This is a genomic window from Pseudomonas sp. GW821-FHT10B02 (genome assembly GCF_059415665.1).
The window spans coordinates 227,983-241,112 of sequence record NZ_JBWKNR010000004.1 but is presented as its reverse complement, the minus strand read 5'-3'; the positions used below and the strand labels follow the sequence as shown (position 1 = coordinate 241,112).

General features: G+C 62.6%; 11 protein-coding genes. 2 read left to right on the top strand and 9 right to left on the bottom strand.

Annotated elements, in window-relative coordinates; translation table 11 throughout:
- Nucleotides 1–28 precede the first annotated feature (28 nt).
- Nucleotides 29–1,393, top strand: coding sequence for an APC family permease (locus AC07OF_RS08990; protein WP_157190876.1), 1,365 nt, complete (start codon nt 29–31; stop codon nt 1,391–1,393).
- A 6-nt stretch (nt 1,394–1,399) separates the two neighbouring features.
- Here AC07OF_RS08990 and AC07OF_RS08985 read toward each other — a convergent pair whose 3' ends face one another.
- From AC07OF_RS08985 to glyA, 8 genes are all read right to left on the bottom strand, one after another.
- On the bottom strand, nt 1,400–1,966 hold the full coding sequence (locus AC07OF_RS08985) for a DUF2780 domain-containing protein (protein WP_157190875.1): 567 nt from the start codon (nt 1,964–1,966) through the stop codon (nt 1,400–1,402).
- Nucleotides 1,967–2,137: 171 nt separating this feature from the next.
- Nucleotides 2,138–3,337, bottom strand: a complete 1,200-nt coding sequence (gene fdhA / locus AC07OF_RS08980) for a formaldehyde dehydrogenase, glutathione-independent (RefSeq protein ID WP_028942224.1) — start codon at nt 3,335–3,337, stop codon at nt 2,138–2,140.
- A gap of 168 nt (nt 3,338–3,505) precedes the next feature.
- Nucleotides 3,506–4,363 carry a formyltetrahydrofolate deformylase gene (gene purU / locus AC07OF_RS08975; protein WP_157190874.1) on the bottom strand — a complete coding sequence of 286 codons (858 nt, stop codon included), beginning with the start codon at nt 4,361–4,363 and terminating at the stop codon, nt 3,506–3,508.
- A gap of 11 nt (nt 4,364–4,374) precedes the next feature.
- Nucleotides 4,375–5,007 carry a sarcosine oxidase subunit gamma gene (locus AC07OF_RS08970; RefSeq protein WP_157190873.1) on the bottom strand — a complete coding sequence of 211 codons (633 nt, stop codon included), beginning with the start codon at nt 5,005–5,007 and terminating at the stop codon, nt 4,375–4,377.
- Nucleotides 5,008–5,044: 37 nt separating this feature from the next.
- Nucleotides 5,045–8,062: a sarcosine oxidase subunit alpha gene (locus AC07OF_RS08965; RefSeq protein ID WP_157190872.1), complete on the bottom strand. Its 3,018-nt coding sequence runs from the start codon at nt 8,060–8,062 to the stop codon at nt 5,045–5,047.
- Nucleotides 8,059–8,388 (bottom strand): sarcosine oxidase subunit delta, encoded by a 330-nt coding sequence (locus AC07OF_RS08960; protein ID WP_157190871.1) that lies wholly within the window; start codon nt 8,386–8,388, stop codon nt 8,059–8,061. Before AC07OF_RS08960 ends, AC07OF_RS08965 begins: the two co-directional genes overlap by 4 nt.
- Before the next feature lie 14 nt (nt 8,389–8,402).
- Nucleotides 8,403–9,653, bottom strand: a complete 1,251-nt coding sequence (locus AC07OF_RS08955) for a sarcosine oxidase subunit beta family protein (RefSeq protein WP_038605844.1) — start codon at nt 9,651–9,653, stop codon at nt 8,403–8,405.
- 20 nt (nt 9,654–9,673) lie between these two features.
- On the bottom strand, nt 9,674–10,927 hold the full coding sequence (gene glyA, locus AC07OF_RS08950) for a serine hydroxymethyltransferase (RefSeq protein WP_157190870.1): 1,254 nt from the start codon (nt 10,925–10,927) through the stop codon (nt 9,674–9,676).
- Nucleotides 10,928–11,204: 277 nt separating this feature from the next.
- On the opposite strand from glyA, the gene AC07OF_RS08945 reads away from it, so the two are divergent.
- Nucleotides 11,205–12,245, top strand: coding sequence for a threonine aldolase family protein (locus AC07OF_RS08945; protein WP_157190869.1), 1,041 nt, complete (start codon nt 11,205–11,207; stop codon nt 12,243–12,245).
- A gap of 94 nt (nt 12,246–12,339) precedes the next feature.
- On the opposite strand, the gene AC07OF_RS08940 is transcribed toward AC07OF_RS08945, so the two are convergent.
- Complete coding sequence (locus AC07OF_RS08940) at nt 12,340–13,068, bottom strand: methyl-accepting chemotaxis protein (protein ID WP_408635415.1); 729 nt, start codon at nt 13,066–13,068, stop codon at nt 12,340–12,342.
- Nucleotides 13,069–13,130 lie beyond the last annotated feature (62 nt).

Below are 13,130 nucleotides of genomic sequence, written 5' to 3'. Positions count from 1 at the left end.
ACAACTACAAGAAAGCCAGGATCGATCAATGGCCAACCAATCCAGCAATGCTGCCCAGGCAGATTCCGCACAACTGCGCCGCGTCCTCGGGCTTCCTGCCCTGGTGTTCTTCGGGCTGGTGTACATGGTCCCGCTGACCATTTTCACCACCTACGGCATCGTCACCGAACTCACCGGGGGACGCACCGCCGGCGCCTACCTGGTCACCCTGCTGGCCATGCTCTTCACGGCCACGTCCTACAGCTTCATGGTCCGGCGTTTTCCGGTTGCCGGCTCGGCCTACTCCTACACCAACCTGGCATTCGGGCCGAGCATCGGCTTTCTCGCCGGCTGGTCGCTGCTGCTCGACTACCTGTTCCTGCCGATGATCAATTACCTGCTCATTGGCCTGTTCCTGAACATCGCCTTCCCGAGCATCCCGGTCTGGACCATCATTCTTGCGTCGATCGCCCTGGTTACCGTGCTCAACGTCGTCGGCATCAACTCGGTGGCCAAGGCCAGCAACCTGATCGTCGGCGCGCAGATCATTTTCATCGGTGTGTTCGTCGCACTGTCGCTGAAAACCCTGGGCGGCGGGCAACCGGTCGATGTGCTCTCACCTTTTCTCGGCGATGGCACTCAGCCGGGCTTCAGCCATCTGATGGCGGGGGCGGCGGTGCTGTGCCTGTCGTTCCTCGGCTTCGATGCCGTGTCGACCCTGGCCGAGGAAACCAAAGACCCGGAACGTAACGTGCCACGGGCGATCATCCTCACCACCCTCGGCGCTGGCCTGCTGTTCACCCTGCTGGCCTATATCAGTCAGCTGGTGCTGCCAGGCAGCCATTTCGCCAATACCGACGCGGCCGCCAATGAAGTCATGTTCAAGGCTGGCGGTCAGTTCCTGGCCAACTTCTTCACCGCTGCGTTCGTCGCCGGCAGCCTCGGCTCGGCCCTGGCTTCGCAAGCGGCGGTATCGCGGATTCTCTACACCATGGGCCGTGACAAGGTCTTGCCACAACGCTGGTTCGCCACCCTCTCGCCACGCTTCGGCACCCCGGTCACCGCTACCCTGGTGGTCTCGGCGTTTTCGCTGCTGGCGCTGGTGATCGACCTCGCGACCCTGGCATCGCTGATCAGCTTTGGCGCCCTGGTGGCGTTCTCGGCGGTGAACCTGGCGGTGATTCGCACCCACCTGATCAGCGACACCTGCCAGCGCAACCTGGCCGGGTTGCTGCGTTATGGCCTGATCCCGCTGGTGGGCATGAGCCTGACCCTGTGGCTGTGGACCAGCCTGTCGACCATGACCCTGACCATCGGCCTGAGCTGGTTCGGCCTGGGCCTGGGCTACCTGATGGTGCTGACGGGCGGGTTCCGCCGCCCGGTGCGCACGGTGAACTTCTCCGAAGCAGCCTAAGCGCCGTTATACCGACGGCACTGTAGCCGGCGCGCCCCACAGGCCGCCGAGGCTCTGCAACAGCGAACCGGTAACGCCCTGCTGACCGAGGTACTGCAAGATCAGCGGGGCAAACTGGCCGATCATGCCGGTGTCCATCCCCAGGGCACTGAAGGCGTTGTTCAGGTCATTGGTGTCTTTGACGTTGCCGCCCAGGGCATTGCTCAGGGCCGACGAATTGCCGCTGTTGCCGAGCAGTTCACCCAGCCCGCTCAAGCCGCCCAAGGCGTTTTCGCCAGAGAGCAGATCAAGGCCCGGCACGGCTTTGCTCAGTTGTTCATAGTCAGTGCTGCTGAGTTGATTACGGGCCAGACCGAGCAAGGCGCCGGTGCCACCGATGGCTTGTTCCGGGGTGATTTTCAGCTCGCTACCGAGGGTGTTGAGCAGATTCGCCGAGGCGGCTGGCGCCTGCACTGCAGCGCCGTCCTTGTTGCCCTGCATGGCGGAAACGGCGTTGGCCGCATCGCTGAGGTTGAAGGCAAACACCGGGCTGGCAGCCAGGGTCATCAGGGTGACCAGTGCGAAACGTTTCATGAATGGACCTCGTCGGCCGTAAAGGCGGGGGGAAACGAGGGTTGGACTGTGAAGGTGGGGGAATGTTCCATTGGCCTCATCGCCGGCAAGGCCGGCTCCCACAATGACACTGCATGCTGTGAACACTGTGGGAGCTGGCCTTGCCAGCGATGGCGGCCCTAAAACAACTCGTCAGGCCGCGCTGAACAGCTTGTGCGGATCGATAACGAATTTCTTCGGCACCCCGGCATCAAACTCGCCATACCCTTCAGGCGCCTGATCCAGGCTGATCACCTGTACACCCACCACTTCGGCAATGTTGATGCGGTCCCACATGATCGCCTGCATCAGCTGACGGTTGTACTTCATCACTGGCGTTTGCCCGGTGTGGAAGCTGTGCGACTTGGCCCAACCCAGACCGAAGCGGATGCTCAGGCTGCCGATCTTCGCTGCAGCATCCACCGCACCCGGATCTTCAGTGACATACAGGCCGGGAATGCCGATCTTGCCGGCAACACGGACCACACCCATCAGCGAGTTGAGTACGGTAGCAGGTGCTTCATGCTTGGCACCGGCATGGCCATGACCACGGGCTTCAAAGCCTACGGCATCCACCGCGCAGTCGACTTCCGGTTCGCCCAGCAGGTTGGCGATCTGTTCGTGCAACGGGGTGTCCTGGGACAGGTCGGCAATTTCAAAGCCCTGGGCCTTGGCGTGCGCCAGGCGCACCGGGTTGACGTCACCGACGATTACCACTGCCGCCCCCAGCAAACGTGCCGAAGCTGCCGCAGCCAGGCCCACAGGGCCGGCACCGGCGATGTACACCGAACTGCCCGGGCCAACCCCGGCCGTTACCGCGCCGTGATAGCCGGTCGGAAGAATGTCGGAGAGGCAGGTCAGGTCGCGGATTTTCTCCATGGCCTTGTCGCGGTTGGGCAGTTTCAGCAGGTTGAAATCGGCGTAAGGCACCAGCACGTATTCCGCCTGGCCACCGGTCCAGTCGCCCATGTCGACATAGCCGTAGGCACCACCGGCACGCGCCGGGTTGACCGTCAGGCAGACGCCGGTGTGTTGTTCCTTGCAGGAGCGGCAACGGCCACAGGCGACGTTGAAGGGTACCGAGACCAGATCGCCGATCTGCAGGTTTTCCACGTCGCGGCCTTTTTCGATCACCTCGCCGGTGATTTCATGGCCCAGCACCAGGCCGACCTGGGCCGTGGTACGGCCACGGACCATGTGCTGGTCGGAGCCACAGATGTTGGTGGAGACCACCCTGAGGATCACCCCGTGCTCGATCTTCTTGCCACGCGGATCCTGCATTTTCGGGTAGTCAATCTTCTGCACCTCGACCTTGCCGGCGCCGAGATACACCACACCACGATTACCAGACATGCTTTTACCTCGCTAAAGTTTGTTGTTATGTAGCGGTGCAAAGTGCGCTGCCCGGGGGCGGCGCTGTGTTACTGGAATCTGTTTTGATCTTGAGGGCCTCATCGCCGGCAAGGCCGGCTCCCACAGTTGTGTTTGTGTGGGAGCCGGCCTTGCCGGCGATGGCGTCAGTCAGAGCACTACCGTCCTGTTGGCGTTCAAAAACACTCGCCGCTCAATGTGATAACCCACCGCCCGCGCCAACGTCAGGCACTCGATGTCGCGGCCTTTGGCGATCAGGTCTTCCGGATAGTGACTGTGATCGACCGACTCCACGCCCTGGGCAATGATCGGCCCTTCGTCGAGGTCGTTGTTGATGTAGTGGGCCGTCGCCCCCACCAGCTTCACGCCTTTGTTGTAGGCCTGGTGATAGGGCTTGGCGCCCTTGAAGCCCGGCAGCAGCGAGTGATGGATGTTGATCGCCCAACCGTCGAGCTTGCGGCACAGTTCCGGCGACAGCACCTGCATGTAGCGGGCAAGGATCACCAGTTCGGCACCGGATTCCTCGATCACCTGCAGCACCTTGCGCTCCTGCGCCGGTTTGTCGTGCGGATCAAGGGCGAAGTGGTAGTAGGGAATGCGGTGCCAGTGCGCCAGCGGTTCAAGGTCCGGGTGGTTGGAGATCACCGCCACAACGTCCATGCTCAATTGCCCGATGCGCTGGCGATAGAGCAGGTCGTTGAGACAGTGATCGGCTTTGGACACCATGATCACCACTTTCGGTCGATGCTTGGGCGCGGTCAGCTCGAACAGCATGCCAAAGGCCTCGCCCCGCTCAGCAAGGCCTGCGCGAAAACTGGCTTCGTCGAAGTCATCCGGCTGACGGAATTCCACGCGAATGAAGAAGCGCCCGGACAGCCGGTCATCGAACGAATGGTGTTCGGTGACGTAGCAGTGCTGCTCATACAGATAACGCGTCACCACATCCACCGTACCGAGCAGGCTCGGACAGTCAGCGGTGAGAATCCAGGTGTCCGGTGCTCGGCTCATGACGACTCTCCCTAGGCCTCGATGCTCAAACCGTATTCGGCTGCCGCGTCCTGCAGCCACAGCCACCAGTAATCGGAGAAGCTGCGACGGATCAGCAGTTCCCAGGTTTCCTCGCCGGTACGGCGGATCACCAGTTGCGACTTGGCGAATACCGTGCCCACTGCCTTGCCGACCGGGAAGTTGTTTGGATGAACATCATAGCTGGTGGATTTCATCAGCACTTCGCGCACATTCGGGCCGCTCAGTTCCAGCAGGGTTTGCCCGCCGCTGACGTTGACCACCTGGATATGCTGACCGTCGAGGGCATCGCGCAGCTTCTGCTCGACCGCCAATTCCTGGCCGCCAGGGACGATCAGCAGCCACTCATCCGGGCCCAGCCACTGCAGCGACATCTCGCCGTTGGCGACCACGGTCAGCGCCACTGGCAGTTCCAGGCCCAGGGCCTTGAACACACCACCGGCGAACGCTGGATCGCGGCCGTCGCCACGCAGGGTCAGATGACCGAGAAACTTGTGTTCCCGCAGGGTCACCCCGGCGTTCTTGCGGCCTTTGCCGACCAGGCTGGGCAGGTCGGCGTGATGCAGTGGCGACTCGGCTTTGACGTCGTTGCCGGGGCGTTGCTGGTAGACGTTGATCGTGCTCATTACTCACCTGCCTTGAATTCTATGGACCCTAAACCGGTCAAATGTTCTGCCGCTCGCCCTTTGGATCGAAGAACACCGAAGAACAGATCTCCGCTTCAATCACGCTGCCATCGGCCTGCGGCGAGTAGACCCGTTCGCCGATCCGCTTGAGCCCGCCTTTGACTACGCCCATGGCAAAGGAATAGCCCAGGGAGTTGCTGGCATAGCTGGAGGTGACGTGACCGACCATGTCCATCGGGATCGCTTGTTTCGGGTCGAACACCAGTTGCGCGCCTTCCGGCAGCCACTGGGTCGGGTCGACCGGCTTGAGCCCGACCAGCTGCTTGCGGTTTTCGCGCACGCAGTCTTCGCGGTTCATGCCGCGCCAGCCAATCCACGAGAACGGCTTGGTACGGCCCACACACCAGCCCATGTTGAGGTCGTCCGGGGTCATCGAGCCGTCGGTGTCCTGACCGACGATGATGAAGCCCTTCTCGGCCCGCAGGACGTGCATGGTTTCGGTGCCGTAAGGGGTGAGGTTGTACTGCTTGCCGGCCTCGGCGATTTTCTCCAGCACGCCCATGGCGTAGTTGGCCTGGATGTTGATCTCGTACGACAGTTCACCGGTGAACGAGATGCGGAATACCCGCGCTGGCACACCCGCGACCAGGCCTTCCTTCCAGCTCATGAACGGGAACGCGTCCTTGTCCAGGTCGATATCGGTCACTTCGCTGAGCAGCTTGCGGCTGTTCGGGCCCGACAGGGTCAGGGTCGCCCAGTGGTCGGTCACCGAGGTGAAGTACACCTTCAGGTCTGGCCATTCGGTCTGTTGATAAATCTCCAGCCACTGCAATACGCGTGCGGCGCCACCGGTCGTGGTGGTCATGATGAAGTGGTTTTCGCCGACGCAAGCCGTCACGCCGTCGTCGAAGACCATGCCGTCTTCCTTGCACATCAGGCCATAACGGGCCTTGCCCACGTCGAGCTTGGTCCAGGCGTTGGTGTAGATGCGGTTGAGGAACTCGCGGGCGTCCGGGCCCTGGATGTCGATCTTGCCCAGGGTCGAGGCATCGAGCAGGCCGACGCTGTCGCGCACGGCCTTGCACTCACGGGCCACAGCGGCATGAAGGTCTTCGCCGTTGCGCGGGAAGTACCAAGGCCGTTTCCACTGGCCGACATCTTCAAACTCGGCGCCGTTTTTCAGGTGCCAGGCATGCAGCGCGGTAAAACGCACCGGCTCGAACAGGTGCCCACAGTGCCGGCCAGCCACGGCGCCGAAGGTGATCGGCGTGTAGTTGGGGCGGAACATGGTGGTGCCCATTTCCGGGATGCTGATGCCCATCGAGCGCGCCGCGATGGCCAGGCCGTTGATGTTGCCCAGCTTGCCCTGGTCGGTACCGAAGCCCAGGGCGGTGTAGCGTTTGACGTGCTCGACCGACTCGAAACCTTCACGTGTAGCCAGTTCGATGGCAGCAGCGGTGACGTCGTTCTGTTGGTCGACGAATTGCTTCGGCGCCCGTGCGGTGTTTTTGTCGTGGGGCACCTGGAACAGCGCCACAGTGGCTTCTTCCTGACGCGCCAGGACTTTCGGCAGGGTGCCCTGCACAGCCTTGAAACCGGCTTCGGTTGCCGCACGCACGCCGCCTTCGAAACCGTCTGCCAGGGTGTCGGCCAGGGCGAACACACCGTTGATGCCACCGACACACACACGCTTCTGCGGTGCGTCGCCCGGCACGAAGCCGAGAATGTCTTCACGCCAGACCGGCTTGCCGCCCAGGTGCGAAGCCAGGTGCACGACCGGGCTGTAGCCACCGGAAGTGGCAACCAGATCGCAGTCCAGCCATTCGCCCGGGCTGGTGATTTTGTGCGCTTTGACGTCAATCGCGGCGACACGGGCTGCGGTCACATGCTTGCTGCCACGCGACTCGATCACCGCGCTGGAGGTGAGGATGCGCATGCCCTTGGCCCGCGCTTCTTCCACCAGCGAACCGCGCGGGTTGTGCCGGGCATCGGCGATGGCGACCACTTTCAGGCCGGCGTCATGCCAGTCCAGCGCCACACGGTAGGCATGGTCGTTGTTGGTCGACAGCACCAGGTTGCGGCCCGGCGCCACGCCATAACGACGCACGTAGGTGGAAACCGCGCCGGCCAGCATGTTACCCGGCACATCGTTGTTGCCATACACCAGTGGACGCTCATGGGCGCCAGTGGCCAGCACCACGCGCTTGGCACGCACCCGGTGCATACGCTGACGCACGGTGCCGATCGGTGCGCGATCGCCCAGGTGGTCGGTCAGACGCTCGTGGATGGTGAGGAAGTTGTGGTCGTGGTAACCGTTGACCGTGGCCCGTGGCAACAGGGTCACTTCACGCATGCCCCTGAGCTCGGCGATTACAGCCGCGACCCATTCAGCAGCCGGTTTGCCATCCAGGCTTTCACGGCTGTCGAGCAGACTGCCACCGAATTCTTCCTGCTCATCGGCGAGGATCACCCGCGCACCGCTGCGCCCGGCGGCCAATGCCGCGGCAAGGCCGGCAGGCCCTGCGCCGACCACCAGCACGTCGCAGTGCTGGTTCATGTAGTCGTAGCTGTCCGGATCGTTTTCCAGCGGCGCACGGCCAAGGCCGGCCGCCTTGCGGATGTACTTCTCGTAGGTCATCCAGAACGACTGCGGGTACATGAACGTCTTGTAGTAGAAGCCCGGCGGCATCAGCTTGCCGCCGACCTTGCCGAGAATCCCCATGACGTCGGTGTTGACGCTCGGCCAGCCGTTGGTGCTGGTGGCCACCAGGCCGGCATACAGGGCCTGCTGGGTGGCGCGCACGTTGGGCACCTGGGTGGCTTCGGTGGCACCGATCTGCAGGATCGCGTTCGGCTCTTCGGAGCCTGCGGCAATGATCCCGCGGGGGCGCGAGTACTTGAAGCTGCGCCCGACGATGTCCACACCGTTGGCCAGCAACGCTGCGGCCAGGGTGTCGCCGGCATAACCCTGGTAGGTCTGGCCGTTGAAGGTGAAGTTCAAGACTTTGCTGCGATCGATACGACCGCCGTTGGACAGGCGATAGACCTGGCTCATACCTTTTCTCCCTGACCACTGACTGCCAACTGCGGGCTGGTGTTTTTGCCGGTCACTTGCGGCTTGGCGCCGATCGGATAGGTTTCCAGAATTTCGTAGGTCAGCGTGTCACGGGTGGCGTTGAAGTACTGGCGGCAACCGGCGGCGTGAATCCACAGCTCGTGGTGCAGGCCACGCGGGTTGTCACGGAAGAACATGTAGGTGCCCCACTCCTCGTCGGAGCAGGCGTTGGGGTCCAGCGGCCGCGGAATGTGCGCCTGGCCTGCAGCGTGGAACTCCTCTTCGGAGCGCAGCTCGCCGCAGTGGGGACAGAAGATATGCAACATAGGGATTTCTCCTGTTAGTGGGCGACAGCGGCGGCGCCGTGTTCGTCGATCAGTGCACCGTTGTAGAAACGGTCGATGGAAAAAGGTTTGGCCAGCGGGTGCATTTCGCCCTTGGCCAGACTGGCGGCAAAAACGTTGCCCGAGCCCGGGGTGGCCTTGAAGCCGCCGGTGCCCCAGCCACAGTTGAAGAACATGTTCTTCACCGGGGTCTTGGAGATGATCGGGCAAGCGTCCGGCGTGGTGTCGACGATGCCGCCCCACTGGCGGTTCATCCGCACCCGCGAAAGAATCGGGAACATTTCGACGATCGCCTGCAGGGTGTGTTCGATCACCGGGTACGAACCGCGCTGACCGTAGCCAACCCAGCCGTCGATACCGGCGCCGATGACCAGGTCGCCCTTGTCCGACTGGCTGATGTAGCCGTGCACGGCGTTGGACATGATCACGCTGTCGATGATCGGCTTGAGCGGTTCGGACACCAGCGCCTGCAGCGGATGCGATTCGATCGGCAGGCGGAAGCCGGCGAGCCTGGCCATGTGCCCGGAGTTACCGGCGGTGACCACACCGACGCGCTTGGCGCCGATAAAGCCCTTGTTGGTCTCGACCCCGATAACCACACCGTTTTCCTTGCGAAAGCCGATCACTTCGGTCTGCTGGATCAGGTCCACGCCCAGGGCATCGGCGGCACGCGCGTAGCCCCAGGCCACGGCATCGTGACGGGCCACGCCACCGCGCCGTTGCACGGTGGCGCCGAGGATCGGATAGCGGGTGTTTTTCGAGCAGTCCAGGTAAGGAATTTCTTCGGCGACCTGCTGGGTGTTGAGCAGCTCGCCATCCACGCCATTGAGGCGGTTGGCGTTGACCCGACGCTCGGAGTCGCGAATGTCCTGCAGGGTGTGGCAGAGGTTGTAGACGCCGCGCTGGGAGAACATCACGTTGTAGTTGATGTCCTGCGACAGCCCTTCCCAGAGCTTCATGGCGTGTTCATAGAGATGCGCCGATTCGTCCCACAGGTAGTTGGAACGCACGATAGTGGTGTTGCGCGCGGTGTTGCCACCGCCCAGCCAGCCCTTCTCGACCACGGCAACGTTGGTGATGCCGTGCTCTTTGGCCAGGTAGTAGGCCGTGGCCAGGCCGTGCCCGCCACCGCCGACGATGACCACGTCGTAGACCTTTTTCGGGGTCGGCGTGCGCCACATGCGCTGCCAGTTTTCGTGGTGGCTGAGCGAGTGCTTGAGAAGGCCGAAGCCCGAGTAACGTTGCATAGTCTTCACTCCTGAACCGCTCAGCGATAAACCGGGAAATCTGCACAGAGTGCCGACACGTTCTTCGCAACATCGGCCTCGACATCGGCATCGCCGAGGTTGTCGAGGATGTCGCAGATCCAGCCGGCCAGTTCCACGCACTGGGCAACCTTGAAGCCGCGGCTGGTAACCGCCGGGGTGCCGATGCGCAGGCCGGAGGTAACGAACGGCGACTGTGGATCGTTGGGCACGGCGTTCTTGTTGACGGTGATGTGGGCGCGGCCCAGGGCAGCGTCGGCATCTTTACCGGTCAGCCCCTGGCGAATCAGGCTGACCAGGAACAGGTGGTTGTCGGTACCACCGGAGACCACATCGAAGCCGCGCTCGATAAACACCTTGGCCATCGCCTGGGCGTTGTCGATCACCTGCTGTTGATACGTCTTGAAGCCCGGCTCCAGGGCCTCCTTGAAGCACACGGCCTTAGCGGCGATCACATGCATCAGCGGGCCGCCCTGGGCACCGGGGAATACCGCGGCGTTGAGCTTCTTCTCGATCTCTTCGTTGCTTCGCGCCAGGATCAGACCGCCACGTGGACCGCGCAGGGTCTTGTGGGTGGTGGTGGTGACCACATCGGCGTAAGGCAGCGGGTTCGGATACAGACCCGCAGCCACCAGACCGGCAACGTGGGCCATGTCGACGAACAGGTAGGCGCCGACCTTGTCGGCGATCTGACGGAAACGTGGGAAATCGAGGGTTTTCGAGTAGGCCGAGAACCCGGCGACGATCATCTTCGGCTTGTGTTCCACGGCCAGGCGCTCGACTTCGTCGTAGTCGATCAGCCCGGTGTTGGTGTCGATGCCGTACTGCACGGCGTTGTACAGCTTGCCCGAGGACGACACCTTGGCACCGTGGGTCAGGTGACCGCCATGGGCCAGGCTCATGCCGAGAATGGTATCGCCGGCCTGCAGCAGGGCCAGATACACCTCGCTGTTGGCCGAAGATCCGGAGTGCGGCTGGACGTTGGCGTAGTCGGCGCCGAACAGCTGCTTGGCGCGATCGATAGCCAGTTGCTCGACTTTATCCACATGCTCGCAACCGCCGTAGTAGCGCTTGCCTGGATAACCTTCGGCGTATTTGTTGGTCAGGCCGCTGCCCTGGGCCTGCATGACGCGCTTGCTGGTGTAGTTTTCCGAGGCGATCAGTTCGATGTGATCTTCCTGGCGTTGTTCTTCGGCATTGATCGCCGCCAGCAGTGCATCGTCGTAACCCTGGATCTGGTCTTGCTTGCTGAACATCGCGTCTCTCCCGGCAGCGGCATCGGTTCTTGTCGGGCAATTGCCCTTTTGCAGCGATGGTATGACCGACGCAGACAGCCCAGATGCCTATGGACGCCACACAAAGGTGCGTTTACGACATGCGACCTGATCGCGGGGCAAGCCCGCTCCCACCGGGTTGTGCAGATCCTGTGGGAGCGGGCTTGCCCCGCGATGCGTTACCGTCCAATACAGCTGTATAGGCGACTTCATAAATCTTGTTTACAGTGCTCACCTGCGTCGTTCACAGGACAGTGTCATGACAGATAAAAGCCAGCAATTCGCCAGCGACAACTACTCAGGTATCTGCCCGGAAGCCTGGGCCGCGATGGAAAAAGCCAACCAGGGTCACGACCGCTCCTACGGTGATGACCAGTGGACCGCGCGCGCCTCGGAGTACTTTCGCAAACTGTTCGAAACCGACTGCGAAGTGTTCTTCGCCTTCAACGGCACCGCCGCCAACTCGCTGGCGCTGTCGTCGCTGTGCCAGAGCTATCACAGTGTGATCTGCTCGGAGACCGCCCACGTCGAGACCGACGAATGTGGCGCGCCGGAGTTCTTCTCCAACGGCTCGAAACTGCTCACCGCCCGCACGGTGGCCGGCAAGCTGACCCCTGAATCGATCCGCGAAATTGCCCTTAAACGTCAGGACATCCACTACCCCAAGCCACGTGTGGTGACCATTACCCAGGCCACCGAAGTCGGCAGCGTATATCGCCCGGAAGAGCTCAAGGCCATCAGCGCCACCTGCAAGGAGCTGGGCCTGAACCTGCACATGGACGGCGCCCGCTTCAGCAACGCCTGCGCCTACCTCGGCTGCACGCCGGCCGAGCTGACCTGGAAGGCCGGTGTCGATGTCCTGTGCTTTGGCGGTACCAAAAACGGCATGGCGGTAGGCGAGGCGATCCTGTTCTTCAACCGCAAACTGGCCGAAGACTTCGACTACCGTTGCAAACAGGCAGGCCAGTTGGCCTCGAAGATGCGCTTTCTGTCTGCGCCATGGGTAGGTTTGCTGGAAACCGGCGCCTGGCTCAAATACGGCGCCCATGCCAACCGCTGCGCACAACTGCTCAGCGAACTGGTGAGTGACGTGCCGGGCGTAGAGCTGATGTTCCCGGTGGAAGCCAACGGGGTGTTCCTGCAGATGTCGGAACCGGCGCTGGAAGCCTTGCGCAACAAGGGCTGGCGCTTCTACACCTTTATTGGCAGCGGTGGCGCACGGTTCATGTGCTCGTGGGACACCGACGAGGCGCGGGTGCGTGAGCTGGCGGCGGACATCCGTGAGGCCATGGGCGCCTGACAGCGCCATCGCCGGCAAAGGCCGGCTCCCACAGGAACTGCATACACCGGCCCTTGTGGGAGCCGGCCTTGCCGGCGATGAATTTCACACAGACCTACAGCCTGAACCCACCCATCTGCCGCGCCAGATCATCGGCCAACCCGCGCAACGCCTGACACTCCTCACGACATTCCTGCACTTCGGATGCCGTCTCCCGAGCCAGATCGGAAATCCCCTGAACGGTACGATTGATCTCCTCGGTCACCGCCGACTGCTCCTCGGTAGCCGTGGCCACCTGATGGTTCATGTCGCTGATGTGTTCGACCTGATCGGTAATGGTGCTCAGTGAGGCGCCGGTCTGCTGGCTGGATTGCACACCGGTGCCGGTTGCCGCCTGCCCGGCCTGCATCGATGTCACAGCGCTGCCGGCGCCGTGCTTCAGGCGCAGGATCATCTGCTGCACTTCGTCGGTGGACACCTGGGTGCGCCGGGCCAGGGTGCGCACTTCGTCGGCGACCACGGCAAAGCCGCGGCCCATCTCCCCGGCACGCGCCGCTTCGATGGCGGCGTTGAGCGCCAGCAGGTTGGTCTGTTCGGAGATGCTGCGGATGACCGCCAGCACCTCGTCGATTGACGCCACTTCACTGGCCAGCTCACCCACTGCATGGGCCGCCTGGCCTATTTCACCGGACATGCCCTCGATGTGGGCAATCGAGCGGCGCACCACTTCACGGGCGGCAAGCGCTTCAGTACGCGCGGTTTCCGACGCCTGTGCGGCATTGCCGGCGTTCTGCGCAATGTCCTGTACGGTCAGGCCCATTTCATGCACTGCCGTGGCAACCATTTCGGTCATTTCCTGCTGACGCCCCGAGCGGTCTGCGGTGTTCTCCACAACCTGGGTCACCA

What these genes read in the sequence shown, in the direction of transcription:
- AC07OF_RS08990 (WP_157190876.1), top strand. Translation starts at nt 29, where the DNA reads ATGGCCAACCAATCCAGCAATGCTGCCCAGGCAGATTCCGCACAACTG.
- AC07OF_RS08985 (WP_157190875.1), bottom strand. Translation starts at nt 1,966, where the DNA reads ATGAAACGTTTCGCACTGGTCACCCTGATGACCCTGGCTGCCAGCCCG.
- fdhA (WP_028942224.1), bottom strand. Translation starts at nt 3,337, where the DNA reads ATGTCTGGTAATCGTGGTGTGGTGTATCTCGGCGCCGGCAAGGTCGAG.
- purU (WP_157190874.1), bottom strand. Translation starts at nt 4,363, where the DNA reads ATGAGCCGAGCACCGGACACCTGGATTCTCACCGCTGACTGTCCGAGC.
- AC07OF_RS08970 (WP_157190873.1), bottom strand. Translation starts at nt 5,007, where the DNA reads ATGAGCACGATCAACGTCTACCAGCAACGCCCCGGCAACGACGTCAAA.
- AC07OF_RS08965 (WP_157190872.1), bottom strand. Translation starts at nt 8,062, where the DNA reads ATGAGCCAGGTCTATCGCCTGTCCAACGGCGGTCGTATCGATCGCAGC.
- AC07OF_RS08960 (WP_157190871.1), bottom strand. Translation starts at nt 8,388, where the DNA reads ATGTTGCATATCTTCTGTCCCCACTGCGGCGAGCTGCGCTCCGAAGAG.
- AC07OF_RS08955 (WP_038605844.1), bottom strand. Translation starts at nt 9,653, where the DNA reads ATGCAACGTTACTCGGGCTTCGGCCTTCTCAAGCACTCGCTCAGCCAC.
- glyA (WP_157190870.1), bottom strand. Translation starts at nt 10,927, where the DNA reads ATGTTCAGCAAGCAAGACCAGATCCAGGGTTACGACGATGCACTGCTG.
- AC07OF_RS08945 (WP_157190869.1), top strand. Translation starts at nt 11,205, where the DNA reads ATGACAGATAAAAGCCAGCAATTCGCCAGCGACAACTACTCAGGTATC.
- AC07OF_RS08940 (WP_408635415.1), bottom strand. Translation starts at nt 13,068, where the DNA reads ATGGTTGCCACGGCAGTGCATGAAATGGGCCTGACCGTACAGGACATT.